The 24,108-nt window shown below is 65.7% G+C and carries 23 protein-coding genes and 1 riboswitch; of the genes, 11 read left to right on the top strand and 12 right to left on the bottom strand.

Going from position 1 to position 24,108, the window contains the following annotated elements; genetic code table 11:
- Positions 1 to 84: 84 nt before the first annotated feature.
- On the bottom strand, positions 85 to 795 hold the full coding sequence (locus BN3266_RS02395) for a Crp/Fnr family transcriptional regulator (protein ID WP_154668941.1): 711 nt from the start codon (positions 793 to 795) through the stop codon (positions 85 to 87).
- A gap of 292 nt (positions 796 to 1,087) precedes the next feature.
- On the opposite strand from BN3266_RS02395, the gene BN3266_RS02400 reads away from it, so the two are divergent.
- Positions 1,088 to 2,725, top strand: a complete 1,638-nt coding sequence (locus tag BN3266_RS02400) for a sulfatase family protein (protein WP_075109649.1) — start codon at positions 1,088 to 1,090, stop codon at positions 2,723 to 2,725.
- Between the two features lie 95 nt (positions 2,726 to 2,820).
- Here BN3266_RS02400 and BN3266_RS02405 read toward each other — a convergent pair whose 3' ends face one another.
- Both BN3266_RS02405 and BN3266_RS02410 read right to left on the bottom strand, forming a co-directional pair.
- Entirely contained in the window at positions 2,821 to 3,297 is a 477-nt protein-coding gene (locus BN3266_RS02405) for a hypothetical protein (protein ID WP_059003477.1), read from the bottom strand.
- Between the two features lies 1 nt (position 3,298).
- Entirely contained in the window at positions 3,299 to 3,505 is a 207-nt protein-coding gene (locus BN3266_RS02410; RefSeq protein WP_021658022.1) for a helix-turn-helix transcriptional regulator, read from the bottom strand.
- Between the two features lie 304 nt (positions 3,506 to 3,809).
- Here BN3266_RS02410 and BN3266_RS02415 point away from each other — a divergent pair, with 304 nt between their 5' ends.
- Complete coding sequence (locus BN3266_RS02415) at positions 3,810 to 4,922, top strand: anaerobic sulfatase maturase (protein WP_195891596.1); 1,113 nt, start codon at positions 3,810 to 3,812, stop codon at positions 4,920 to 4,922.
- A gap of 80 nt (positions 4,923 to 5,002) precedes the next feature.
- Here the strand turns inward: BN3266_RS02415 and BN3266_RS02420 are convergent, their stop codons facing one another.
- Positions 5,003 to 5,725, bottom strand: coding sequence for a helix-turn-helix domain-containing protein (locus BN3266_RS02420; protein WP_059003481.1), 723 nt, complete (start codon positions 5,723 to 5,725; stop codon positions 5,003 to 5,005).
- Between the two features lie 166 nt (positions 5,726 to 5,891).
- Here BN3266_RS02420 and BN3266_RS02425 point away from each other — a divergent pair, with 166 nt between their 5' ends.
- The 3 genes from BN3266_RS02425 (at position 5,892) to BN3266_RS02435 (ending at position 7,314) form a co-directional block, all read left to right on the top strand.
- Positions 5,892 to 6,149: a hypothetical protein gene (locus tag BN3266_RS02425; RefSeq protein WP_059003483.1), complete on the top strand. Its 258-nt coding sequence runs from the start codon at positions 5,892 to 5,894 to the stop codon at positions 6,147 to 6,149.
- 99 nt (positions 6,150 to 6,248) lie between these two features.
- Positions 6,249 to 6,620: a DUF3795 domain-containing protein gene (locus tag BN3266_RS02430; protein WP_059003485.1), complete on the top strand. Its 372-nt coding sequence runs from the start codon at positions 6,249 to 6,251 to the stop codon at positions 6,618 to 6,620.
- Positions 6,621 to 6,633: 13 nt separating this feature from the next.
- Complete coding sequence (locus tag BN3266_RS02435; RefSeq protein ID WP_242861702.1) at positions 6,634 to 7,314, top strand: HD domain-containing protein; 681 nt, start codon at positions 6,634 to 6,636, stop codon at positions 7,312 to 7,314.
- Between the two features lie 1,473 nt (positions 7,315 to 8,787).
- On the opposite strand, the gene BN3266_RS02440 is transcribed toward BN3266_RS02435, so the two are convergent.
- Positions 8,788 to 10,797 carry a sensor histidine kinase gene (locus BN3266_RS02440; protein ID WP_059003487.1) on the bottom strand — a complete coding sequence of 670 codons (2,010 nt, stop codon included), beginning with the start codon at positions 10,795 to 10,797 and terminating at the stop codon, positions 8,788 to 8,790.
- A 48-nt stretch (positions 10,798 to 10,845) separates the two neighbouring features.
- Here BN3266_RS02440 and BN3266_RS14025 point away from each other — a divergent pair, with 48 nt between their 5' ends.
- The gene (locus BN3266_RS14025) at positions 10,846 to 12,585 is read left to right on the top strand and encodes a hypothetical protein (RefSeq protein ID WP_059003489.1); all 1,740 of its coding nucleotides are present in this window, start codon (positions 10,846 to 10,848) and stop codon (positions 12,583 to 12,585) included.
- Positions 12,586 to 12,631: 46 nt separating this feature from the next.
- On the opposite strand, the gene BN3266_RS02450 is transcribed toward BN3266_RS14025, so the two are convergent.
- The 5 genes from BN3266_RS02450 to BN3266_RS02470 form a co-directional block, all read right to left on the bottom strand.
- Entirely contained in the window at positions 12,632 to 13,318 is a 687-nt protein-coding gene (locus tag BN3266_RS02450; RefSeq protein WP_021658033.1) for a response regulator transcription factor, read from the bottom strand.
- Between the two features lie 311 nt (positions 13,319 to 13,629).
- A complete protein-coding gene (locus BN3266_RS02455) occupies positions 13,630 to 15,507 on the bottom strand; it encodes an aryl-sulfate sulfotransferase (protein ID WP_059003491.1) in 1,878 nt (625 codons plus the stop codon).
- 55 nt (positions 15,508 to 15,562) lie between these two features.
- Positions 15,563 to 16,240: a Crp/Fnr family transcriptional regulator gene (locus BN3266_RS02460; RefSeq protein WP_195891597.1), complete on the bottom strand. Its 678-nt coding sequence runs from the start codon at positions 16,238 to 16,240 to the stop codon at positions 15,563 to 15,565.
- A gap of 92 nt (positions 16,241 to 16,332) precedes the next feature.
- Positions 16,333 to 16,647, bottom strand: a complete 315-nt coding sequence (locus tag BN3266_RS02465) for a thioredoxin family protein (RefSeq protein WP_059003494.1) — start codon at positions 16,645 to 16,647, stop codon at positions 16,333 to 16,335.
- 85 nt (positions 16,648 to 16,732) lie between these two features.
- The gene (locus tag BN3266_RS02470) at positions 16,733 to 17,653 is read right to left on the bottom strand and encodes an NAD(P)/FAD-dependent oxidoreductase (protein WP_059003497.1); all 921 of its coding nucleotides are present in this window, start codon (positions 17,651 to 17,653) and stop codon (positions 16,733 to 16,735) included.
- Positions 17,654 to 17,852: 199 nt separating this feature from the next.
- Between BN3266_RS02470 and BN3266_RS02475 the strand changes: the two genes are divergently transcribed.
- Together BN3266_RS02475 and BN3266_RS02480 are read left to right on the top strand one after the other, a co-directional pair.
- Complete coding sequence (locus tag BN3266_RS02475; RefSeq protein WP_059003498.1) at positions 17,853 to 18,242, top strand: ACT domain-containing protein; 390 nt, start codon at positions 17,853 to 17,855, stop codon at positions 18,240 to 18,242.
- Between the two features lie 36 nt (positions 18,243 to 18,278).
- A riboswitch (Fluoride riboswitch) is annotated at positions 18,279 to 18,351 on the top strand.
- A gap of 51 nt (positions 18,352 to 18,402) precedes the next feature.
- Entirely contained in the window at positions 18,403 to 19,620 is a 1,218-nt protein-coding gene (locus BN3266_RS02480; protein ID WP_059003500.1) for a cation:proton antiporter, read from the top strand.
- A gap of 82 nt (positions 19,621 to 19,702) precedes the next feature.
- On the opposite strand, the gene BN3266_RS02485 is transcribed toward BN3266_RS02480, so the two are convergent.
- Positions 19,703 to 20,323 (bottom strand): hypothetical protein, encoded by a 621-nt coding sequence (locus BN3266_RS02485; RefSeq protein WP_021658040.1) that lies wholly within the window; start codon positions 20,321 to 20,323, stop codon positions 19,703 to 19,705.
- 265 nt (positions 20,324 to 20,588) lie between these two features.
- On the opposite strand from BN3266_RS02485, the gene BN3266_RS02490 reads away from it, so the two are divergent.
- A complete protein-coding gene (locus tag BN3266_RS02490; protein WP_059003502.1) occupies positions 20,589 to 21,149 on the top strand; it encodes a thymidine kinase in 561 nt (186 codons plus the stop codon).
- A gap of 62 nt (positions 21,150 to 21,211) precedes the next feature.
- Here BN3266_RS02490 and BN3266_RS02495 read toward each other — a convergent pair whose 3' ends face one another.
- Complete coding sequence (locus BN3266_RS02495) at positions 21,212 to 21,724, bottom strand: nitroreductase family protein (RefSeq protein ID WP_059003504.1); 513 nt, start codon at positions 21,722 to 21,724, stop codon at positions 21,212 to 21,214.
- A 131-nt stretch (positions 21,725 to 21,855) separates the two neighbouring features.
- Here BN3266_RS02495 and BN3266_RS14550 point away from each other — a divergent pair, with 131 nt between their 5' ends.
- Positions 21,856 to 23,067, top strand: a complete 1,212-nt coding sequence (locus BN3266_RS14550; RefSeq protein WP_059003506.1) for a GTP-binding protein — start codon at positions 21,856 to 21,858, stop codon at positions 23,065 to 23,067.
- A gap of 38 nt (positions 23,068 to 23,105) precedes the next feature.
- Positions 23,106 to 24,041, top strand: a complete 936-nt coding sequence (locus tag BN3266_RS02505; RefSeq protein WP_242861703.1) for a translation factor GTPase family protein — start codon at positions 23,106 to 23,108, stop codon at positions 24,039 to 24,041.
- Positions 24,042 to 24,108: the final 67 nt, after the last annotated feature.

A 24,108-nucleotide genomic window follows, 5' to 3' on the forward strand; every position in this document is an offset into this window, starting at 1 on the left:
GGGCTTTCTTTCAGTGTAGCAGGACAGCCCCTTCTAAAATAGGACAGCTGTCGGCTTTTTGGCAAAAGGGGGCGCTCCCCTTTTTTAGAGGGAGCGCTCCTCGATGAAGCGGCGCAGGGTCTGCCGCTGAGCGGAGGTGATGACCACCTTTCCCCGCTCCACCCCGATGCAGCCGGCCTCCCGCAACTTTTGGATGATGCGGGCCACCGAGCGGGGATCCCGGCGGATGGACTGGGCGATCTCGGACTGGGTCTCCCACAGCCGCACCGGGCCCTGGTAGCCCTCGGGATAGCAGCCCAGGTAGACCCCGTAGAGGTAGTCCAGGTAATAGGCCCCGGCCAGCACCGAGTCGGTGACCGAGCAGTTGCGGTAGAGCGTCTGCAGGCGGTGCTTTTGCTCCAAGCTCTCAAAAATCACGGCGTTGTAGACCGGCAGGCAGACCTGGCTCCAGCGCAGAAAGTTCTCCCCCCGGATGCGCAGGGCGCAGAGGGGGGTCTTGGCCACCACCTCCGCCGTCCGCTTCATGGGGACGGGACTGACGATTTCCGACAGGCCGATGAACTGGTTGGCGCAGATGCGGTAGCCCAGGTCGTTGTCCCCCGAAAGGGAGAAGGCGCTGTACAGTTCGCACACCCCTTTGACCACCAAAAACAGGTCGGGCGGGGCAAAGCTGTCCTTCTCGATCAGGGTCTGGCGGGCGGCCCGCTCCACCAGGGTGATCTTCCCCTTCTCCTCGGGGGGGAGGGGGGAGAAGAGGCCGGCCGCCCAGGGCCAGTGCTCCAGTGGTTCGCCCATCTCCATCGCCTCCTTTAAAAAGGATTTCTCTCCCCACCAGATTAGCACAGGCGGCCGATTTATACAAGAAATACCGGGCAGGTCCCCCCGTTTTTGACAGGCGGTCTGCCCTGGGAACCGGCAAATTTTTTGCGGCAAAGATGACAGGTGTCGTTTTCCACCCGAGGGCGGAAAGTTATAATGGAGGCAAAGCTGGGGCGGTGCGCCGCCCTGTTCGCTTCCCGCGAAGACCGCCTCTCCGCGCCCACCCGGCCCGGCCAGCGGATCTGAATCAATGGAAAGGATGGTTACCATGCGTTACCGAGTCAACCAGGAGGACCGGCGTCCCAACATCCTCCTCATCACCTGCGATCAGCTGCGCAGCGACTATCTGGGCTGCTACGGGGCCGACTTCATGCAGACGCCCAATATCGACGCCCTGGCCGCCGAGGGGCGGGTGTATGAAAACGCCTACTCCCCCAACCCGGTCTGCATCCCCGCCCGGCACAACCTGCTCACCGGGCTCACCGACCGCCACCACGGCTTTGACGACAACTACTTCGGGGCCGAGGCCAAGCCCCTGCCCTACTACCTGCCCACCTTCCCCCAGATCCTCTCGGACAACGGCTACGACACCTGCGCCGTGGGAAAGATGCACTTTCAGCCCGAGCGGCGGATGAACGGCTTTGACCACTTCTTCAACATGGACGAGGTCCCCCCCGACAGGGAGGCCGACGACTACATGCTCTTTTTGAAGGAGAAGGGGTACGGCAACCTGCAGAGCATCAACGGGGTGCGCCACTGCCTCTACATGCAGCCCCAGCGGGCCCTGATGCCCGAAGAGCTGCACGGCTCCCACTGGGTGGCCGACCGCTCGATCCAGTACCTGGACGAGCAGCGGGGCCGGCGGCCCTTCCTCCTCTGGACCGGTTTCATCCACCCCCATCCCCCTCTGCACATCCCCGACGAGTGGGCCGAGATGTACAAGGGCAAGCTGCCCGCCCCCTCTGTCCCCAAGACCCCCCTGGGCCTGCTGGCGGAGGAGAACAAGACCCTGGGCGACCTGCCCACCCCCGAGGCGGTGCAGCGGATGCGGGAGATGTACGCGGCGGCCATCTCCTACGTGGACTTCCAGGTGGGGCGGATCGTGGAGAAACTGAAAGAGTTGGACCTCTACGACGACACCCTGATCCTCTTCACCAGCGACCACGGCGAGATGCTGGGGGACCTGGGCACCTACCAGAAATTCCTCCCCTACGACCCCTCCTGCAAGATCCCCTTCATCGTCCACTGGCCCAAACAGGTGGCGGCGGGAGAGAGGGATCCCCGCTTTGTCGACCTCAACGACGTGCTGCCCACCTTCCTGGACGCCGCCGGGGCCGAATACCCCGACGTCTACGACCTGCCGGGGGAGAGCGTCTTTGGCGAGGGGGTCAAGGACCGGCGTTACCAGTACGTGGAGCACCAGAGGGACAGCAAGCGCTGGTGCATGCTGCGGGACGAGCGGTACAAGTACGTCTACTCCTACGGAGACGACGAGCAGCTCTTTGACATGGCAAACGACCCGCAGGAGACCGAAAACCTCCTGTACGGCGGCGGCACCCCCGAGATGCGGGCGGTGGCCGACCGGCTGCGCCAGCGGCTGATCCGCTACGAGGCGCGCTATGGCCTGAAGGGCGGCATCGTGAACGGCGACTTTGAGAAGCGCCCCCGCTACCAGCCGATCCTCTACTGGGAGGAGAACTTCCCCAACTTTGTGAAGATGCTGGTCAAAGAGGGGGAGAAAGAGGCCCTCAACGACATGCTCGACGAGGTGCTCTGGGCCATTGAGAAGGAGCCCACCGTCAAGTTGAGCCTCAACCACACCCGCGACATCCTGCAGCGGGCGGGCTACTCCAAAGAGCGCATCGACGCGCTGATGGAGCGGGCCAAAGAGCAGGGCAACTACTAGAGCCGACCTTTTGAGATGGGAAAACGGCGAGAGGGGATCGGGGCTGTCAGCCCCGACCCCCTCTTTTTTTGTGTGTTTTGTGCGGCGGCCGAGGATCAGTCGGTCCCGCCGGTCTGCCGGTTGAAGTGAAAGCGCAGGATGCCGGTGAGCAGGGCCTCGGCCAGGGCGGCGCAAATCAGCGCCACAAAGGCCCCGATGCTGAAATAGCCCGCCACCACCGCTGCCGCCAGCAGCAGGATGGTCATCCACCGCCAGCTGTACCGGCCGGCCATCTGCTCCACGTACTGGGTGCGCTCGTCCTGCTCTTCCAGCAGGAGGGCGGTGAGCCGGGCGTCGTCGCGCAGGGCGAGGAGGTAGCGCACCACAAAGAAGATGGCCACCAGCTCCAGCCCAAAGAGCATGCCCATCTGAAAGCCGGCGAAGAAGTCGGCGTAGTGGGTGTCGCCGACGAGAGGGGACAGGGTCCAGGTCGACGCCAGCACGGCCAGCAGCAGGATACAGCCGCTGCCCATGGCAAAAAAGGCCAGCCGGCGGCGCAGAGTGGCGCGCATCCGTTCGAGTTTCTTTTCCATTTCAATTTTCCTCCCAATCTGAAAAGTCAAAAACTTCTTCGATGGTCAGCCCAAAGTAGTGGGCAATTTTATAGGCCAGCGGCAGAGAGGCGGTGTACTTCCCCACCTCGATGGAGGTGATGGTCTGCCGGGTGGTGCCCACGGCGGCGGCCAACTCCTCCTGCGAGAGTTTGCGCTCCCGGCGCAGCTGGCGGATGATGCTCTTCACAGGCAGCCCTCCCTTTTTGTTAGCAAAGCTCGCTTTGCATTTTTAGTATAGCTCGCTTTGCAAAATATGTCAAGCACACTTTGCAAAAATAGTTTGAAAAAGAAAAAATGGACAGCTGTCGTTTTCAGTGGGGGGAGAATCCGCTATAATGAAAGACAGAAGCCGCGGCCGCCTGTGCCCCGGATGTCTGGGCAAATGGCGGTGGGGCGAGGGCACCCGGCGGCAAGACAGAAAACCCGTTCCCGCCCGGCGGGAGCGATGTGGCCCCTTGGCGGGGCATTCTTTAGAGAGGGGGGAGTGCGCCGTGCCCGCTGTGAGTATGCTCATCAAGCCCGCCTCCGACGCCTGCGACCTGCGCTGCAGTTACTGCTTTTACGCCGATTTGGCCGAAAAGGGGGGCTGCCCCAGCGGCAAGCGGATGTCGGAAGAGACCCTGACGGCAATCGTCCAAAAGGGGATGGCCGCCGCCGAGGGGGCCTGTCGCTTTGCCTTTCAGGGGGGGGAGCCCACCCTGGCCGGGCTGGACTTCTTCCGCCGGGCGGTGGCCCTGCAGAGGGCGTTTTCGCGGGAGGGACTGCGGGTGGAGAACGCCATTCAGACCAACGGCTGCTCCATCGACGCCGAGTGGGCCGCCTTTTTGGCCCGGGAGCGGTTTTTGGTGGGCCTCTCCCTCGACGGCACCCGCGCCAGCCACGACGCCTTTCGCCGGGACAGCCGGGGGGAGGGCACCTTTCGCCGGGTACTGGCCGCCCACAAGCTGCTGCGCGAGGCGGGGGCCGAGGTGAATATCCTGACGGTGGTGACCCCGGCGGTGGCACGACAGGCCGACAGGGTCTGGGACTTTTACCGGGAACAGGGGTTTGACTACCTGCAGTTCATCCCCTGTATGGCCCCCTTGGGACAGCCGGCCACCGGACCCCAGGCCCTGACCCAAAAGCAGTACGGCGACTTTCTCTGCCGCATCTTCGACCGCTGGCACAGCGACCTGCGGCGGGGGCGGTACGTCAATGTGCGCTACTTTGAAAACCTGTTGGGGCTGGCCGCCGGCCGCCCGCCGGAGGAGTGCGGCCTCTGCGGGCGCTGCGCCAACCAGCTGGTGGTGGAGTCCGACGGGTCGGTCTATCCCTGCGACTTCTATGTCCTCCCCCAGTGGAAGTTGGGGGAGATCGGAGAAGACGACCTCTCCGACCTGCTGCAGTCGCCCCGCTCGGGCGAGTTCACCGCCCCGCTGCCCCTGCCGCCCCGCTGCGGCGGCTGTCGCTGGCGGCCCCTCTGTGGGGGTGGCTGCCGCCGGGAGCGGGAGACCGCGGGCGGCTTGGGGGAGTACCGCTGGTGCGCCGCCACCCGCCGGTTTTTGGAGTACGCCTGGCCCCGGCTGCAGAAGTTGGTGCCCTATGTGCGGCGAGATGGGCGTTAGAGAGCGCAAAAAAAGCGTCTGTCCTTTTCCCAGAGAGGGAGAAAGGACAGGCGCTCTTTCTTTTTGCAGAAGGGGGAGAATCAGAGTTTCCCCACCACCTGGCCGCTGCAGGAGACCTGCTCGAACCGGGCCAGGGAGATGTCCGGGTAGGCGGGGTTGAGGGAGATCAGCCGGTCGCCCCCAAAGCGCTTGAAGTAGCCCTCGCCGTCCAGGGTGAAGACCCCCAGCTCCCCCACCGGCACCGCCTCCTGCTGGCGTACCAGCAGGATGTCGCCGTCCAGGTAGTCGGGCATCATGCTGTCGCCGCAGACCCGCAGGGCGAAGTCGGCCCGGGCCGAGGCGGGGGTCAGGGGGACCTCCAGGTCCTCGGTGTCGCTGGAGTCCAGATAGACGCCGGTGCCGGCCGAGACCGGCAGGGCGTAGAAGGGGATGATCTTGGTGCTGGCCCGGCGGGCGGCGGTTTTGGCCCGACGGCAGCGCTCCACCTCCTTTTGCAGGATGGTCTCCACCAGTTCGCGGCTGTAGTCGTCCAGCCGGCGGTAGCCGCTGAGCAGGGCTTCCTCCTCTGCGGTGAGGGCTGCCTGCACCCCTGCGGGACCGGCGGGGTAGTGCCCGGCAAAGAGGTAGTTGGCGTCGCACCCCAGGACCTGAAACAGCTTGTAGAGTACAGGTTCCTTGGGGTGGCTGACTTCGTTTTCGTAGTTCCCCACGGCGGATTTGGTGATGCCAAGCTGTTCGGCCAGTTCGCCCTGGGTGAGGCCGAGGCGCTCCCGCCCGGCCCGTATCTGTTTGCCAATGCCCACTGTTAAGCCCTCCTTTTGTTCATATTCTAACATGCGGCCCAGCCGCGGTCAAGGAAAAAGTACAAGAAATTTGATTTTTCTATTGACAACACAAGTTTCTTGCGGTACACTGGGGTCACACAAGAAACTTGTACATGCCCTTTGCTTACAAGAAGGAGAGAGACGTATGAAAACATATAGATCCATCTTCACCGGGCTGGCTATCGCCGCCCTCTTCTTTGCCGCCGGCGCCCTTGACGCCGGGTTCTTCTCGGTGGGACAGGCCTTCATCACCTGCCTGGCCTCGGTCGCCGTCCTCTGCTGGAGCAGCCTGCTGCGCCCGGCTCGCCGCCGTCCTGCCCGTCGCCCCCAGCCCGCCGCCCAGCCGGCAGGGAGGGCGTTTCGGCCCCAACTGGCCCCTCGCAGCAGGGGCAGCGCTGCATAAAAGCGGGCAAAGAGAAAGCGCTCCCCCTTCTCGGGAGGGGGGAGATGGGGGTGTGGCTTGGCGGCTGCACCCCTTTTTGAATGAGAGAGGGGAAGAGAGATGGAGAGAGAAAAGTCGTTTGCCTGCTGCGGGCTGGCCTGCTGCCTCTGCGAGGTAGGGGACTGCCGCGGCTGCCGGGGAGAGGGCTGCCCACAGGAGACGGACTGCACCCTTCGCCGGTGCTGTCTGGACAGGGGGTTGGCCGGCTGCTGGCAGTGCGAGCAGTTTCCCTGCGGGGAGTTGATGTTGCAGAGGCCCCGCAACAGGGCCTTTCTCCGCTTCCTCAAGGACCGGGGAGAGGCGGCCCTTCTGAAGCGCCTCGAGGCGGATGAGCGGGCGGGGATGCGCTACCACCACCCGGGCGCCCTCACCGGCGACTACGACGACCTGGGGGACGAGGAGGCCATCTACCGCCATCTGCGGGGACTGTGAGGGGGGAAGTCATTTGACGCGCGCGCAGTACGACCTGATAGAGGGGAAGATGCTCGCCTGCACAGAGGACAGCGCTCACGACAGGGAGCATATCTACCGGGTGCTGCACCTGGCCCTGGAAATCGCCGCCACCGAGCCGGGTTGCGATCGGGAGGTGTTGGCGGCCGCCTGCCTGTTGCACGACATCGGTCGGCCGGCGCAGTTTGCCGACAGCCGGGTCGATCACGCCGACGCCGGTGCGATGCAGGCCGCCTGTTTTTTGCGGGAAAACGGCTTCTCACCCGCCTTTGCCGGGCGGGTGGGGGACTGCATTCGCACCCACCGCTTTCGCAGCAGCGCCCCGCCCGAGAGCCTAGAGGCCAAGATCCTCTTCGACGCCGACAAAATCGACAGCTCTGGAGCCATGGGGGTGGCCCGCACCCTGCTCTACCAGGGGCAGATGGGGCAACCCCTCTACACCCTGCGGCCGGACGGCCGCATCTCCGACGGGCAGGGGGAGAAGACCCCCTCCTTTTTCCGCGAGTACCGCCGCAAGCTCGAGGGGCTCGGCGACAGGCTCTACACCTCGCGCGGGCGGGTCATGGCCGCCCAGCGCCGCGACGCTGCCGCCGCCTTTTACCAGAACTTGCTGGACGAGGCTCGCGCCGCGGGCGACGGCGAGAGGGTCCCCCCCACGCTCTGGGAAAGGCCTTGAATCCGCTGTAAAAGGGACTTTGGACCCGGCAGTGGACGGACGCGTTGGGCAGGGGGCTGCGGCGGGCTTGTCCGCCTTTCCAAACAGTTTGCCCTATGCGCTCCCAGCCCTATCGTCAATACCGGCAGGGCGAAACACATTCCGCGCTGGCTGGGGGTATAGTCGCTGTGCCCGTGTATTGCTATGGTGGGAGGGAGAAGTGCCGACGGCCCTTCTGCGTTCCTTCTATTTCGGCCTGAAGGGGACTTCCAGTGCAGAGGAATGCCCTATTACAGGACAGCATCCCAGGTTGAAAACAGCACCCCAAACAGAAAGACGCCGTTGCCCGGTTTGCCGGGCAGCGGCGTCTTTTTGTCGTCCCTTTTGCACAGGGGGCAGAGAGGGGGCGAGGAGAAATTTTGCGCCGTGCGGGAGGGGGGCGATACCCGGGCAGGGCGCTTCCTCGCCTCTGTTCGGGTGCACCCTTGTCTCAATGGACTCCTGTCCTGACGTACCCATGTTCCGACGTGCCGCTGTCTCGATGGGCTCCTACCACGGTGCGCTTTGTCCCGGGGCATCTGTTTCGGCGTATCTCCATCTCAACGTGCCCTCGTTCCAGTGTGCATTTGTTCCGGTGTGCGCCTGCTTCGGCATGGGCCCTACTCTGCCGCGCCCCCTGCTGGTGCAAGCCTGTCACCGGCATGCCCCTGTCTTGGCGTGCTTCTGCTCCAGTGCATTTCTGTCCTGGTATGCCCCTACCTCGATGCGTCCCCCATTCCAGTGTGCATCTGTTCCGGCGTATTCCTGTCTCGAGGTGTCCTCACCCCAGTGTGTAGCTGCCCCGATGCGCGCCTGCTTCAGTATGGATTCTGCTCCAAAGCACCTCCTGCCCCGGTGCAAGCCTGTCACCGGCATGCCCCTGTTTTGGCGTGCTTCTGCTTGGGTGCACTCCTCTGCCCTGGCATGCCTCTATCTCGATGCGCCCCCATTCCAGTATGCATCTGTTCCGGCGTATTCCTGTCTCGAGGTGTCCTCATCCCAGTGTATACCTGTCCCGACACGCGCCTGCTTCAGCATGGACTTTACTCCTGACGCGCCTTCTGCCCCGGTGCAAGCCTATCACCGGCACGCCCCTGCCTTGGCGTGCTTCTGCTTGGGTGCGCTCCTGCTCTGGCATGCCCCTATCTCGGCGCGTCCCCATTCCAGTGCGCATCTGTTTTGGCGTATCCCTATCTCGACGCGTCTCCGTCCCGGTGCGCGTCTGTCCTGGAAAGCGCCCATTCTGGTGGTGCCTTTGCCTCGGCGTGCCGCCCCCGACGCACCTCTGCCTCAGTTTGCTTCCGCCTCGATGTACCCTTGCCTCGATGCTCTCCTGTCTCGGCGTGTCCGTGTCCCGGTGTGCCCCTTCCCGTTGCGCGCCGGCTGAAAGGGGGCTGCTGCAAAGGGGATGTCAGGCATTGGAGTGGAAGCGTTCGACTGGGACCGAAGGGAACCCTATTCCGGCGGCTGCCAGAGGGGGAGGGTCAGGGTGAAGGTGGCTCCCTCCCCCGGGCGGGAGGAGGCGGTGAGGTCGCCCCCCATTTCAAGCAGCGCCTCCCGGGCGATGAAGAGGCCCAGTCCCCGGCTGTCTTTATCCTGCCGGGTGGAGAAGTGCCGCTCGAAGAGGCGGGGCAGGTCGTCCCCCTCCACCCCCTGGCCGCTGTCGCTTACCGCGATCCAGGCGCTTTTCCCCCGCACCCCGGCGCGAAGGGTGATTTCTCCCTCCGCTGGGGTGAAGTCGATGGCATTGTAGACCAGGTTTTCCAGCGCCCGGGTCAGCCGGTCGGGAAAGGCCAGCACAGAGACCCCTTCCGGCGGCGGGGCGAGGGTGAAATGGATGGCCGAGGCGTCGGTGTCCGGCAGCAGGGATCGGTGGAGCCGCCGCAAGAAGGGGGCCAACTCCACCCGCTGCCGCCCGCCGGAGGTCAGTTCCTGGGCGGTGTAGCGCTGCAGATACCCCAGCCGCTGGGCCACCTCGCCGCTCTTCTGGCCGATAATGTCCAGGTACTCGCCCAGCTCCCGGTCGTCGCTCCCCTCGCCCTGGCGGATGAGGGAGGCATAGGTGGCAATGGCTGCCGCAGGGCCCTTGATGTCGTGGGCCAGGTCGGCCAGAAAGCGCCGCCGCTGGTTTTGCAGCTCGGTGAGCTGGCGGGTGCGCTGGGCCACCGTCTCCTCTAGGTGGGCGGTGAGGGCGCGGTTTTGACGGGCGATCCGAACGTTTTCCCGCACCATGGCCGCCGCCAGCAGCACCACCAGCCCCAGGCCGCCGTACTCCACCGGCCAGCCGCCGCGGATGGGCTCGAAGCGGTTGGCCTGCACCACGCTCAGCCAGAGTGCGACCCCGTAACAGCAGCAGCCGAGGTAGACCAGCCAGCCCGAGGGGCGCTGTTTGCGGACCCCCCGGAAGGATGTTATAATGAGGTAACTTCCGACCCCGAGGCGGCAGAGGTCGATCAGTGCGCCGTAGAGGGGGAGAAAGCCCGGTGCCCGCGGCAGCACAAAGGCGTTGCAGACAGCCGAGAAGAGGGCGAAAAAGAGGGTGAGGGGCTCGGCCAGCCACCGCTGGGCCCGGCTCGTTTCCAGGTGGGACAGCCGGGAGACCAGGGAGCACAGGCAGAAGGCCGCCCCAAAGAAGGCCGCGTCTTCCAGCACATAGGGCCAGCGCCCGCCCAACCCGCCCAGCCAGTGGAAGAGGGGGTAGGCCGCGTGCAGGCCGAAGAGGAGGCAGAACCCGCCGAAGGAGAGATAGTGGCGCTCCCGCCGGTCCACCGCCCAGACGGCCAGGGAGAAGAGGGCCAGGGTCACGGCGCCCAGGGAGATCGCCCCGTAAAAGAGCAGCTGCCCGGCCAGGGCCGAGGAGAGGGCCTCCGGCGTTCCCAGCAGGGGCGGGTAGTAGAGGCCGCTGTAATAGTGGCTGTAGTTGGCCGCCTCCACCACGATTTCGGTGCGCGCCCCCGGCGAAAAGGTGAGCAGGGCGTTTTGCACCCCGGGGCGGTAGCCCTCTGCCTCGGGCTGGCCCTGCTGCCAGAGCAGCACCCCATCCACCCAGATGCAGCTGGCCGAAAAGACCTCCTGCACCTGCAGGGAGAGGGCGGGCAGCGACTGGGCGCCGGTGAGGACCAGCCGGTAGGTAGCGGCCCCATACGGGCTGCGCCCCGCCTGCCGGCGGGAGAAGTCGGGGTACTGGCCGATATAGGTCTGCTCCGGGGCCCCTCCCCGGCCGTCGGCCAGCTCCTGCGGGGTGTAGAGTCCGTCGTAGAGCTCCCAGCCACCGGTCAGGACCGCCAGCTCCCCCGCCTGCAGAGCGGCGGCGTCCAGCGGCTGTGCCCCCTGTACCCTGCCGGTGGCCAGGGGGGCGGTATACTTGTTATCAAAGCGGTAGGCCAGGGCGAACAGCCCACCCACCAGTGCCAGGGCCAGTAGAAGGGCGGCGCTTGCGAGGGCGCCGCGGCGAGAAGGGGACACGATGTCACCGCCTTTCGGAGTATTTGAGAAGAGGGAGAGATAGAAAAGATGAAAAAGAGGGGATTGGCCGGCCTGATGGCGGCTTTGATGCTCCTCCTCCCGGCGGGAGGGCTGACGGCGTCCGCCACCGCGCCGGCCGAGGGGGAGTACGAGCGGTTTCAGGCGTGGTACGAGGAGCACCGGGTGGGCGGCGGCACCTTTGCCCTGCGGGGGGACTTGCTCTTGGAGGAGGGGGAGTGGTACCTGGACACCGCCGATTTGGTGGGGGAGATCACCATCGACTGCGGCCCCCACCAGATCTTGATGGACGACCCCGTCCAGTCGGCCTACCTGCGCCAGAGCGGCGGCAGGCTGCGCATTGTGGGGGAGGGCCGGCCCGACGGGATGATCCGGGTGGAGGACGGCGTCTTCAGCCTGTACGGCGTTGAGGTTGCCGCCGAGAGCGGGGTGGCCATCTGGCAGGGGGCCCCCGCCTGGGTGTTCATCGGCTCCGGCAGCGAGCCCACCCGCCTCTCGTCCCGGGGCGAGGGCGCCACCGCCCTTCTCTGGGCGGGGGAGGGGGCCGAGGGACAGCTGGACCTCTTTCAGGCGGAGCTCTCCGTTCAGGGCAGAGACAGCGCCGCCCTGCGGTCCGCCTTCCCGGTCTGCGCCCAGTTTTGCACCTTTGCCGCCCAGGGGGAGGGGGCCCAGTCGGTCGTCTGCCAGGGGGAGATCACCCTCAGCGGCAGCAGTGCCCAGCCCGACCCGGCCCTCTCCGGCCAGCCGGTCGTCCGCCGGACCTGGCAGCTGTTGGGGCCGCCGGAATGCCGCCCGGTATCGGTCCTCCCCGGGGCCAGTTTGGCCGAGAGCGGGCTGCCCACCGCGGTCCCGGTCGACCTTTTCTGTGAGGAGGAGGACAACTATCAGTCCCCCTACTTCCCGGTGCACTGGGATGAAAACGCCTACTGGAACGGGCAGGCGACAGGCGGCAGCTTTTCCCTTCCCGGCGTGGTGGAACTGCCGGGGATGGACGGCCTGCTGCCGGGGGGCACCGTCGCCGTTACCGCCGAGGTGGAGGTGACCGGCGCGGCCCCCGTCGGCGACCTCTGCGTCCGCCTGCCGGAGAGGGAGAAAGATCCCCCCGCCCTCTTGCTGACAAACCCCCTCACCTTTGGGGGCATCTACCTGCAATCCTCCCGGGACGGGGGTTTCACCTGGTCGGAGGAGCGGGCCGTCGCCTACCCGGCAGAGGGCGGGGAAAGGCTGGCCATCGACCTCTGCGACCTGGAGGAGGGGGAGTGGCAGTTTCGGGTGCGAATCACCCGCTCTCCCCGGGCGGGGGTCAGCAACACCTGCCGCTTTACCTGGGACAGGGAGGCCCTCTTTCCCGACGAGGAGCCCCTGCCTCCCGACGGAGAGCCCCTTCCGCCCAGCGAGGAGCCGGAGGAAGAGCACGAGGACATTGACGGGAACCGGGGCGGCGGGGGCCGGCAGGACCCCGAGACCCCTCTGCCCAGCCCCGACCCCAAGGAGGAGACAGCCCCCAGCAGTCCCACTGTCTCCGGCTCGGCCCGCCCGGAGGAGCAGGTGCCCCCACAACCCGCTGAACCCAGTGTAGGCGAGGAGAGAGGGGAGCCCGGCGGCGAGACGGTCCCCCCGGAGGGAGAGGATGCGGCCGCGCCCGTCTTCTCCCCCGCAGGGGAGGAGCGCCCTGCCGGCAGTTGGCTCTGGCCGGTGGCGGGAGCCGCCGCTGCCTGTGGGGCGGCGACAGCGGCCATCCTGCTGTTGCGGCGGGCCCGGCGCAAATAGGGTGGGAGAGGGGGGACCGGCCTTGCGGGCCGATCCCCCCTCTTTTTTACGCTGTGGGCGGCGGGGAAAACCGGTAGCCCTTCCCCCAGACGGTCTGGATCAGGGAGTGCTCGGGCAGCGCTGCGGCCAGCTTTTTGCGCAGCTGGGCCACATGCACCTGCACGGTGTGGGTGCCATCCAGCCCCGGCTGGTTCCAGATGGCCCGGTAGATGGCGTCCTGGGTGTAGGGGGCGTCCCGGTGCTGGGCGAGAAAGACCAGGATGTCGAATTCGCTGCAGGTCAGCTCCAGCGGCCGGCCCTCCACCTCCACCTGGCGCCGGTCGAGGCGGATGCAGACGGGGCCGAAGCGCAGGACCTGCTGGGCCCTGGTGCCCTGCCGGGCGCGGATGCGGGCCAGCACCCTCTGTTCCAGTTCGGCCAGGCTGTATGGCTTGCAGAGATAGTCGTCCCCGCCGGAGAGGAAGCCCTGCACCCGGTCATCCTCGCTCCCCAGCGCCGAGAGAAAGACGACGGCGGCCCCGGTCTCCTTGATGGCCTGGCAGAGTTTGAGCCCGCTCTGGTCGGGCAGCAGCACGTCGACCACGGCGCAGTCAAAGGGAGGGGGCGTTTGGGACAGCCGCAGCGCCTCCCCGGCGCTGAGGGCGGTGGCCACGAAGAAGCCGCGGCTGGAAAAGTAGTCGAAGAGGGCCCGGCAGACAGCCGGGTCGTCGTCGACGGCGAGCAGTCGGTACATGCAGAAGATCCCCCCATCTGTTTTTGGCGGGGCCCCTCGTCTTGGGTGGGGCCCCGCGGGTTTGTGGAAACGGCACCTGTTCGCGGCGGCGCGAGAGGGGCGCGGGCGGTCCTTTGAACGGGAAGGGACGGCCCTGCCGCCGGCCGGTAGAATGGAATCCATTATACCATATCCCCCGCTCTTTTGAAAAACAGGAAATCACAATAAATGACAAGGCGCGGGCGGTTGTCCCGCCGCCCTCTGCCGCCGGTGTGCAAAAAAACAGGGCAGGGCAGCGCGTTGCTGCCCCACCCTGTTTGCGAAAGTCCTGGTCAGGCGGTGATGGTGACGCCGGTCTCGTAGAGCTTGTCGTCGCAGACGAGCTTGACCTGATAGCGCCCCGAAAGGCCCTCTTTGCTGATGACCTTGTCCACGTCCCGGGGGTCTGCCTTCTGGAAGGTCCCCACGCACATGGCCTTAAAGGACTGTTTGGCGGTGTTGATGAAATAGCGGTGGGTGCTGCCGTCCTCCCCGCAGAGGAGCAGCTGCACCAGCTCCCCCTTTTCGTAGGTGGCGCTGAAGGTGAAGCGGTCGTCCTCCTCCACCAGGCGGGCGCCGTAGTGTTCGGGCACCAGTTCGCCGGTCTCCTCGGCGGGGATGGCGGTGTCGAACTCGCCGGTGACCCCCAGGCTGCCCAGCACCTTGCCCGCCCCCAACTCCGCCTGTTCGCCGGCGTAGTAGAGGGGCAGTTTCTCCGCCCGGTAGCAGTTGGCCGGGACGTGCAGCTCGTAGACCAGCCGGTCGTCCACCAGCTCGCAGGTGATGGAGCCAAGCTGCACCCGGTCCCCGTCGGGACCCTGTTTCATCTGGGCGGGGATCCCCTCGCAGGGGGCCCCGTCCAGGGTGCCGATGCCGCCGGAGTGCACCAGATAGTGGCCGTCTTTATAGTACTCCACATTGGAGATGTAGCAGGAGAAGAACTCCGCCCCCCGCTCCTTGCCGTACTGCCAGACCTGGCGGATGGTCATCTTCTCGGTGTCGATGCGGTAGCGCACCCCGCGGGTGTAGCTGTCCGCCGCCTTTAAGTAGTGCGCCGGGTCTTTGGAGCGGTAGTGGCCGTTGTCCAGACACATGATGTCCCCGTCGGGCAACACCATACAGGCGTGCTGCTCGTACTGCCACTCAAAGTCCTCCCCCACCGGGGTGAAGAAGTAGCGCTGCATCTCCTCCGGCCAGCCCTGGGGGTCGCCGATGATCCAGTTGAGGTCGCCGGTGTCGTAGTCCAGGTTGATGATGGCGTCCTGGTGGCGGCCGGAGAAGGTCAGGGAGTTGGTCTTTTTGTCGTACCAGACGGCGTTGTTGTGGAACCAGTCGTGCTCGTCCTGGCTGCCGGAACCGCCCTTGTCCTGGGGCAGGACCTTTTTGTAGTCCCAGCTCTTGAGGATCGCCCCGGTGTCCTTGTCCACCAGCACACAGCAGTCCTCCACGGTGGCGGCCTCGGGCTGCTGGGTCAAAATCAGCAGGTTGCCGTCCTCCATGGGGAAGTGGTCGTGGTGGTAGCCGCCGGGCACCCGGTACTCCTTGAAGATCTTGCCGGAGAAGGCCATCTCGTAGACGCCGGTGGTGTAGTAGGGCATCCCCACAAAGCGCTCGGTCCCCACCAGCAGGTGACCGTTGGGGCGCCGCTTGAGGTCGAAGTTGAGCTTTTCGGTGGAGTACCAGCGGATGTCCCCCCGGTAGTCAAAGGCCACCGGGGTGGCGGCCATGGCGGCGGTGAGGACCATCACGTTGTCCCCCATGTAGGCGGCGGTGGTGTCGATGGAGGTGGCCTGCGGCACCTCGTCGGGCAGCGGGTCGGTGGGGATGGAGAGACGGCTCTTCTCCCCGTTTTCCAGGGTGATCTCCACCTGGTTGTCCCAGCCGGGGTAGAGGCCGTAGACCGGCAGCACGTGGCGGGTCTCGCGGGGGAAGCGGTGCACCATGTCCCCGGCGGGCTCCTTGCCCAGGACCCGCACCGTCACCTCGCAGGGGGTCACGGTGTGAAAGAGGACCAGGGCGCACAGGGGCGCGAAGAAGTAGGGGTTGAGCTGGACCAGCGGGTGCTCGGGGGTGTAGTCCCCGGCGTCCAGCTGGGAGAGAAGGGCCTCCTCGGCCCGGGCCTGGCGGGTGATGATGTGTTCCTGCCGGGTGTAGGAAATGGTCTTTTCCATTGTGATCTGCCTCCTGAAACCGCCCAGCGGGCGGATTGTGGGTGTTTCTTTGGGGTTACAGGTAGTGAAGGGGCTGTTTTCCCGCGGCGTAACTCTCCAGCACGGCGGGCTGCAAAATCAAAAAGCGGTGGGGTTCCCGGGCGACCACCCCTTCCTCCATCAGCCGCCGCACCATCCGCGAGATGGTGACGCTGTGGATGCCCAGGATGCGGGAGAGCTCCTCGTAGTTGAACCACCGGTCCAGGGCCAACACCCCCTTTTGGTCGTAGGCGTTGTCCTGAAAGAAGCGGCAGAGGACGGCGGCGGTCTTGTTCTCCCGCATCAGCATCAGGTTCTCCTCCAGCCGGCCGACCTCCCGGCCCAGCACCTCCATCAGGTAGCGAAAGACCCCGGCGTGCTGCTGGGCGTAATTTACGCACTCCTCCAGGGGCACCTTGTAGCACAGGCAGTCGGTCATGGCGACGATGCTGGCCCCCTCGAAGATGGGGGAGTTGCCCCGCTCCCGGTAGAGGGCGGCCTTGCCGGCGCAGTCCCCCCGGTGAAAGTAGTGGAGCACCCGTTCCCCGCCGTCCTCGTCCACGCAGCCCACGATCCCCGAGCCCTTGAGGATAAAAAAGAGGGACTGCAGCGGCTCTCCCTGGTGGAGGAGGTAACTCCCCCGCCGGTAGAAGTGGTTGTACTCCTTTTTGAAAAGGGCGGGGTTTTGGGCGATCAGGTCTTCCAGCATCATCATGGCTCTCTCTCCTTTGCGGGCGTTCTCATCTCTCTTCATTATAGCATAGCCGCGGAAGAAAAATGAGCGGTCGGCCGTTGGGGCGCGTTTTGCTATCCGGCGATGGTGGAGACGATGAGGGGCTTTTGCTGCAGCCCCTTGAGGCGGGCTTTCTCCGCCCCGCCCTCAAAGAGGATCATGGTGGGGTAGCCCTCGACCCCGTGGGCCTTGACGGCCTCGGGGTTTTCCTCAAAGCAGACCTTTACGATCTCCACCCCGTCGACCTCCTTGGCGACATCGCCCAGGACAAAGCCCAACATCTTGCAGGGCCCGCAGGTCTTGGAATAAAAGTCCGCCAGCACCTTGGCGCCGGTTTCGATCAGGCGCTCCAGTTCGGCGCCGTCCATCTCTTTCACAGTGACTGCCATAAAAGTTCCTCCTTTTGTAGTCGGGGCGTGGGGCCCCCTGTTCGATACCTGCAAACAGAGGGGCCATGCCCCCCCTGAAAAGCTGTTAGCGGGTGAGGGCGCGCACATAGCGGGCCGCGCTCTCGGCGGCGATGGCCCCGTCGCTCTCGGCGGTGACGATCTGCCGCAAGCCCTTTTCGATGGCGTCCCCGGCGGCGAAGATGCCCGGGCGGGCGGTCTTCATCTCCCGGTCGGCTAGGATGTAGCCGTGGTCATTCAAGATCCCCAGGGAGCCGAAGGACTCGGTGGTGGGCTGCAGCCCGATGTACTCGAAGGCGCCGTCGGCGTGCACCACCAACTCCTCCCCCGTTTTGGTGGAGACCGCCCGCAGGCCGGTGAAGTGCTCGCCGGGCAGAAACTCCTTGATGTCGTAAAACTCGTGGACATCCACGTTGGGCAGGGCCCGCAGCTTGTCGCAGGCCGAGGGGTCGGCCGTCAAATCAAAGAGGGTCACCACCGTCAGGTGGCGGGCCAGTTCGGCCAGGTAGAGCGACTCCTCCACCGCCGAGTTGCCGCCGCCCAGCACCAGCACGTCCCGGTCCCGGTAGTTGGCCCCGTCGCAGACGGCGCACCAGCTGATGCCGCTGCCGGCAAAGTCGAGTTCGTGGGGGACCCCCAGCATCCGCGGCCGGGTGCCGGTGGCCAGGATGATCGCCTTGCAGGAGATGCGCTGCCCCTCTTTGCAGGAGAGGGTCTTCTCCTCCCCCTCGTCGAGGATCTCCTCCACCGTGGCATAGTCGAAGGCCACCCCCAGCTTTTGGGTGTGCTCAAACATCGAGATGGCCAGGTCGGCCCCGCCGACTTTCTCCATTCCCGGGTAGTTGCCGATTTCAAAGGTGTTGACGATCTGGCCGCCGGGGGCCAGTTTGTCCAGCAGCAGCACCTTCATGTTGGCCCGGGCCGCGTAGATGGCCGCCGTCATTCCGGCAGGACCGCAGCCGACAATTGCAACGTCGTAATCCGCCATAGTGCATTGCCTCCCAGCACACAAAATCGCCCGCCTCCCCTGGGGGGAGGGGACGCTGTCATTGTAGCAGATTGGGGTGGGAATTCTTTAGCGCAGGCTAACGAGGCCGTCGGTTTTACTGGCAATCGGCGCGGGGAGATGGTATGATGACAGGGACGAGAGGCGGATTTGACCGCCCAAAAAAGAAGGGGTGGGAAAGATGACGATCGAGGTGTTGGACGGCGACCTTTCGGTCTGCCAGGTGCGGGATCTCTCGGCGGTGGATTGGGGGCAGCCCCTCTGCTTTGCCGAGAAGACCGACGAGGAGTGCTCATTGGTCTGCCCCACCGGGTGTGCGCCAAAAGACGCCCTGGCCCGGGAGGACGGCTGGCGGGCCTTTCGGATCGCAGGGGAACTGGATTTCTCCCTGGTGGGGATCCTCGCCCAGATCTCCTCCCTGTTGGCGGGGGCGGGGATCGCCCTCTTCGCCCTCTCCACCTACCGCACCGACTACATCCTGGTCAAGGGAGAGCGGCTGCGCGATGTGCTGGCGGTGCTGGCGGGGGCCGGTTGGGAGGTTTCCGGCAAAAAGCCGCCCGCCGGCGATTGACAGCCGCCGGCGGGTCTGGTATGCTTGTGTACAAAGAGAAGATTGGGGAATGAAGTGCTCCCCCGGGCAACCGAAACCGCTTTTGCAAGCTGATGACTTCTGTGATTTTATAGTCGCAGAGGGCCATCGGCTTTTTTCTGCGCAAAAAGGAGACTTTTTTATGCTCACCTCCCTCGCATTTATCTTTTTGGCCGGTCTGGCGCTGGCTGCCGTCTGCCAGCGGCTACACCTGCCCCGCATCATCGGGATGTTGGTCACCGGCATCCTGCTGGGGCCCTATGCCCTGGCCCTCCTCGACGGCTCGATCCTCTCCGTCTCTGCCGACCTGCGGCAGATGGCGCTGATCGTCATCCTCATCAAGGCCGGCCTCTCCCTGGATCTAAAGGATTTGCAGGCGGTGGGGCGGCCGGCCCTCCTCCTCTCCTTTCTCCCCGCCCTCTTTGAAATCGGCGCTGTCACCCTTTTTGCCCCCCGGCTGCTGGGCGTCACCCGGCTGGAAGCGGCCCTGCTGGGGGCGGTGCTGGGCGCGGTCTCCCCGGCGGTGGTGGTCCCCAAGATGGTGCAGCTGATGGAGGAGGGGCTGGGCACCGACAAGCGCATCCCCCAACTCATCCTCGCCGGGGCATCCCTGGACGACGTCTTTGTCATCGTCCTCTTCACCACCTTTGTGGGGATGGCCCAGGGCGGCTCCGCCTCGGCCTGGGACTTCGCCGGCATCCCCCTCTCCATCTTCACCGGCATCGCCCTGGGGGCCGCCGTCGGCTGGGGGCTGGCCCGGTTTTTTGAAGCTGCCTTTGCCCGCGGGCGGCTGGTGCGGGGCAGTCTCAAGGTGGTCGTGGTGCTGGGGGTCTCCTTTTTGCTGGTGGCGGCGGAGGGATGGCTGGCGGGAGCGATCCCCCTCTCGGGGCTATTGGCGGTGATGGCCATGGCCTGTGTGCTGCAGCGGGAGAGCGACCCGCTGGTGGGGCGCCGCCTCGCCGAAAAATTCGGCAAGCTCTGGCTGGCGGCAGAGGTCATCCTCTTCGTGCTGGTGGGGGCGGCGGTGGACATCCGCTACACCCTGGGGGCCGGGCCGGCGGCGGTGGGGCTGATTGCCCTGGGGCTCCTTTTTCGCTCGGCGGGGGTCTTTCTCTGCCTGTTGGGCACGCCGCTCGACAAAAAAGAGAGGCTATTCTGCGCCATCGCCTACCTGCCCAAGGCCACTGTGCAGGCGGCCATCGGCTCGGTCCCCCTGGCCCTGGGGCTGCCCTGCGGCAACATCGTCCTCTCGGTGGCCGTCCTCTCCATCCTCCTGACCGCGCCGCTGGGGGCCCTGGGGATGGACGCCAGCTGCCGCGCCCTGCTCCACCGGTCTGGGCCGCGGGAGGAAGCCCTTTAAAAGGGCGCAAAAAGGCCGGAACGGCGGCTGCCGTCCCGGCTTTTTTGCTGTGAGAACAGGGGTGAAAATGGAGCGAAAGACGCTATTTGCCCAGCTGTTTTTTGACAAAGGCCTTTTTGGCCTCGTCGTCCTCTTTGGCGAGCATCTCCATCAAGATGGGCTTGAGCTCCTTGTCGTAGAGGTCCATGTGGGGCTCCACCTTGCCGGGGCCCTCCGGGTCGAGGAATTGCTCGAAGCCCAGGCCCAGCTCCCGCCCCCTCTGGGTGTGCATGTCGATGGCATAGTCGGGGATGGTGGGGTAGATGCCCTCGTCGAACTCGCGGAAGATGATGTTTTTGAGGATGTCGCTGGAGCGCTCCTTCTTGCACTTGCAGAGGTAGCGGATGGCGTGGATGGGGAAGAGGGCGCGGCTGCCGCCGGGGGTGTAGTCAAATTTTTGGCGCAGGTGGTCCAGGGCGTCGATCATCAGGGGGGCGTTGGGCTCCCCAAAGCAGATGTCCTCCACCGAAATCACCGCCAGGCGCATCCAGAGCAGGTTTTCCATCTCTTTGCTGGTGCAGTACATCTCGTATCCCAGGCGGATGGCGTTGTCCTCGTTGCCCCGGCGGATCTCCTTTTGTAGGGCGGAGATCACCTCGTCGGCGACGAAGCCGTGGCGGGTCTTCTGGCTCGACCAGGTGTCGTAAAATTCGTGTTTGACCATGTTGATGCGCCTACCTTTCTCGCTGCAGAGAGCTCGGTGAACTCTCTATAAAAACGTTTTTATTCCGTTTGCAGTATACCACCGATGTTGGGGGGATGGCAATTGTTTCGGGGAAAATGAGCGAGTTGTACAACCGTCCTTTTGTAAAATTGTCCATTTCATCCATTTCCGGCGCACAGGTCTTTTCAAACCGGGTGGGAGACGGTATACTGAAAGGCAGCCGGGGCAGCCTGCGGGCAGCCCCTTTTTTGCGGGGGGAGAAGGCATGCCGAAACTCTATTTCAAATACGGCGCCATGGGCAGTTCCAAGACGGCCCAGGCGCTGATGACCAAGTTCAACTACGAGGAGAAGGGCTATACCGTAGGGCTGATGAAGCCGGCCACCGACGACCGGGACGGGGCGGACGTCATCCGCTCGCGCGTCGGGCTGGAGGGGCGGGGGATCGTCATCTCAAACGACCTGGACCTCTACGACTGGTTTTTGCAAAACCGCTACGACGTGCTGGTAATCGATGAGGCCCAGTTCCTCACCGCCGCCCAGGTCGAACAGCTCAAGGACATTGCCATGGAGTTTGTGCCGGTGCTCTGTTTCGGGCTGAAAACCGATTTTCGCACCTACATGTTCGAGGGCTCCAAGCGCCTGTTCGAGATCGCCGACAGCCTGACCGAGATCAAGTCGGTCTGCCGCTGCGGGCGCAAGGCCGAGGTCAACGCCCGCATCAAGGACGGCAGGGTGGTCAAGGAGGGGGAGCAGATCCTCATCGGCGGCAACGACGCCTATATCGGGATGTGCTACAACTGCTGGCAGGCGGGCAAGCTCGACTGAGCGGGCAGGGCCTGTGAAAAAAAGAGGGCCGGGGCAACCGCTTTGCCCCGGCCCTCTTCTACCTAGTCGGCCCAGCGCTCCCGCACCACCAGCTCCTCCAGGGGCTTGCGGCTGCGGGGCCGCCCCTCTTCGGCGGGGTAGCCCAGGGGGCTCACGGCGACGATGTCGTACTCCGGCGGGATCTGCAGCGCCCGGCGGACCCCCTCCTGCTCGAAAGCGCCCAGCCAGCAGGTCCCCAAGCCCTGCGCGGCGGCCTCCAGCATCATAAAGGAGAGGGCGATGGAGCAGTCCACCGTCCGCGCGGGCTGGCCGCAGCGCATCTGGGCGGCCTGGTCGGCGCAGAGGACCAGCACCGCCGGGGCCTGGGCCACAAACGGTTGGCTGCAGCAGGCCTCGGCCAGCTGTTCCCGCAGGGCCGGCTCGGTGGCGACCACAAATTTCCAGGCCTGCTGGTTGCGGGCCGAGGGGGCCAGCTGGCCGGCCTGCAGCACCGCCTCCAGCGCGGCGGGGGGGATGGGGCGGTCCAGGTAGGCGCGAATGCTCTTTCTCTTCTCAATGGCTTCCATAACGGTCATGGCAGCTCACCTCCACTGCCAGTATACCCCCCGCGCCGGGCGGGGTGCAAGGGGTTTTGCGGCGGGGCGGGGTGTGGTAAAATAGCTTTTGTGCGGCGGGAAAACCGCCGCGGGGACAGGGGGCGCGCAGCGTGAAAAAGACCATCGGCATTTTGGCGCATGTGGATGCGGGAAAGACCACCCTCGCGGAAGGGCTTCTCCACCTGGCGGGGGCCACCCGCCGCCGGGGTGGGGTGGAGGAGGGGACCTCCCTCCTGGACTGCGACGCCATTGAGCGGGCGCGGGGGATCACCGTTTTTTCCGGGCAGGCCCGCTTTTCCTTTGGGGGGGATGAGTACGCCCTCATCGACACCCCGGGCCACGCCGACTTTGCCGCCGAGATGGAGAGGGCCCTCTCGGTTTTGGACGGGGCCGTCCTTTTGGTGGACGGGACCGAGGGGGTGCAGGGCCACACCCAACTGATCTGGCGGCTGCTGCGGCAGCGGGGGGTGCCCACCTTTTTCTTTGTGGGCAAGTGCGACCGGGAAGAGGCCGATCTCCCCGCCGTTCTCGCCCAGCTGCGCGTCCGCCTCTCGCCCCGGCTGCTGGACTTGAGCGGCGGCTTTGCGGGGGAACTGCCCGCGGCGGCGGTGGAGAGCTTGGCCGAGTGGGACGACGAGCTGTTGGAGCGGTATCTGGACGGGGGATACGACCCCGCCCTCTGGCTGCGGCGGGCGGCCCAGTTGACGGCGCGAGGGGAACTGTTCCCGGTCTTTGCCGGGTCGGGTCTCACCGGGCAGGGGCTGGAGGATCTGTTGGCCGGGCTGGGGGCCCTTCTCCCCACCGATTATGAGGAGTGCCGGGAGGCCCCCTTTGCCGCCCGGGTCTTTGGGGTGCGGCGGGACCCCGGCGGCGGGCGGGTCACCTTTCTCAAGATCCTCTCCGGGTCCCTGGAAGTCAAGGGGGAGGTGGGGGGCGAAAAGGTCAACGAGATCCGCTTTTACGAGGGGGAGCGCTACACCCAGGCCCCCCGCGCCCTGGCGGGGGAGGTCTGCGGGATGACGGGACTGCGCCGCCCCCTGCCGGGCGGCGGAGTTGATGGCCCGCCTGATCGAGGCGCGCCCGGCAAGGGTCACCGTGGTGGCGGTGGCCGCCATGACCAACCTGGCGACATTCCTGCTGCGCTACCCCCCTCTGAACGACCAGATCGAACACCGGGCGCTGATGGGGCGCCCGGCACGGGGCCGGGGGGATTGTCCACCGGCGTCAACCTAAAGGCCTGGGGGGTGGACCTCTTCACCTTCACCGGCCACAAGATCCACGCCCCCAAGGCCTGTCTCTTATACACATCTAGATGTGTATAAGAGACAGGCCCGCCCCGGCGCTGCAGCCGGTGTTGCAGGTGTCGGCCCGCTGGGGGGAGCAGCGGCTGGGCCAGGTGCGAGACGCCTTTTTGGCGCTGCAGGAGGAGGACCCGGCCCTTGAAGTTCGCTGGGACGAGACCCTGCGGGACCTGCAGCTGCGGGTGATGGGGGAAATCCAGTTGGAGGTGCTGCAGGAGCTGATGGAGCGCCGCTTTGGGCTGGAGGTCGCCTTTGGCCCGGCGCAGATCTGCTACCGCGAGACCATTGCCGCCCCGGCGGTGGGGATCGGCCACTTTGAGCCCCTGCGCCACTACGCCGAGGTCTGGCTGCGGCTGGAGCCGGGGGCGCCGGGCAGCGGGATCGCCTTTACCAGCGAGTGCTCCACCGACGCGCTCGCCCACAACTGGCAGTCCCTCATCGAGACCCACGTTTTGGAGAAGGAGCACCGGGGGGTGCTGACCGGTGCCCCCCTCTGCGACGTGCGGGTGGTGCTTTTAAAAGGGAGGGCCCACCTCAAACACACCGAGGGGGGCGATTTTCGCCAGGCGGTCTACCGGGCCATCCGCCAGGGCCTCTGCGGGGCGAAAAGCGTTCTTTTGGAGCCGTGGTACGACTTCATCGCCATCCTCCCCGCCGACCAGCTGGGCCGGGTGCTGGCCGACATCCAGCGGTTACAGGGCAGCTTTTCGCCCCCTGAGATCGCCAGGGACACAGCGGTGGTGAATGGCAGCGGGCCGGTCGCCACCTTCCTCCACTACGCGGCCGAACTGCCCGCCTTCACCCACGGGCGGGGGCACTTTTCGGCGGTCTACGGCGGGTATCGGCCCTGCCACAACGCCGACGAGGTGGTGGCTGCCGCCGGTTACGACCCGGAGCGCGACCTGGAAAACCCGCCCGGGTCGGTCTTTTGCGCCAGGGGGGCAGGCTACCCGGTGCGCTGGTGCGATGTGCCCGACATGGCCCACCTCAAATAGGGAGAGCCTCGTTTTCCCCTGAAAAAGCCGCCGCCGGAGAGCTCTCCGGCGGCGGCTTTTTGGGGCG

Source organism: Bittarella massiliensis (ex Durand et al. 2017), from assembly GCF_001486165.1.
GTDB lineage: Bacteria > Bacillota > Clostridia > Oscillospirales > Ruminococcaceae > Bittarella > Bittarella massiliensis.

Bases quoted from the DNA above. Each gene is read 5' to 3' on its own strand.
- BN3266_RS02480 (WP_059003500.1), top strand. From the start codon at position 18,403: ATGCTCACCTCCCTCGCATTTATCTTTTTGGCCGGTCTGGCGCTGGCT.
- BN3266_RS02400 (WP_075109649.1), top strand. From the start codon at position 1,088: ATGCGTTACCGAGTCAACCAGGAGGACCGGCGTCCCAACATCCTCCTC.
- BN3266_RS02430 (WP_059003485.1), top strand. From the start codon at position 6,249: ATGGAGAGAGAAAAGTCGTTTGCCTGCTGCGGGCTGGCCTGCTGCCTC.
- BN3266_RS02395 (WP_154668941.1), bottom strand. From the start codon at position 795: ATGGGCGAACCACTGGAGCACTGGCCCTGGGCGGCCGGCCTCTTCTCC.
- BN3266_RS02495 (WP_059003504.1), bottom strand. From the start codon at position 21,724: ATGACCGTTATGGAAGCCATTGAGAAGAGAAAGAGCATTCGCGCCTAC.
- BN3266_RS02470 (WP_059003497.1), bottom strand. From the start codon at position 17,653: ATGGCGGATTACGACGTTGCAATTGTCGGCTGCGGTCCTGCCGGAATG.
- BN3266_RS02460 (WP_195891597.1), bottom strand. From the start codon at position 16,240: ATGATGATGCTGGAAGACCTGATCGCCCAAAACCCCGCCCTTTTCAAA.
- BN3266_RS02475 (WP_059003498.1), top strand. From the start codon at position 17,853: ATGACGATCGAGGTGTTGGACGGCGACCTTTCGGTCTGCCAGGTGCGG.
- BN3266_RS02465 (WP_059003494.1), bottom strand. From the start codon at position 16,647: ATGGCAGTCACTGTGAAAGAGATGGACGGCGCCGAACTGGAGCGCCTG.
- BN3266_RS02455 (WP_059003491.1), bottom strand. From the start codon at position 15,507: ATGGAAAAGACCATTTCCTACACCCGGCAGGAACACATCATCACCCGC.
- BN3266_RS02405 (WP_059003477.1), bottom strand. From the start codon at position 3,297: ATGGAAAAGAAACTCGAACGGATGCGCGCCACTCTGCGCCGCCGGCTG.
- BN3266_RS14025 (WP_059003489.1), top strand. From the start codon at position 10,846: ATGAAAAAGAGGGGATTGGCCGGCCTGATGGCGGCTTTGATGCTCCTC.
- BN3266_RS02425 (WP_059003483.1), top strand. From the start codon at position 5,892: ATGAAAACATATAGATCCATCTTCACCGGGCTGGCTATCGCCGCCCTC.
- BN3266_RS02490 (WP_059003502.1), top strand. From the start codon at position 20,589: ATGCCGAAACTCTATTTCAAATACGGCGCCATGGGCAGTTCCAAGACG.
- BN3266_RS02485 (WP_021658040.1), bottom strand. From the start codon at position 20,323: ATGGTCAAACACGAATTTTACGACACCTGGTCGAGCCAGAAGACCCGC.
- BN3266_RS02450 (WP_021658033.1), bottom strand. From the start codon at position 13,318: ATGTACCGACTGCTCGCCGTCGACGACGACCCGGCTGTCTGCCGGGCC.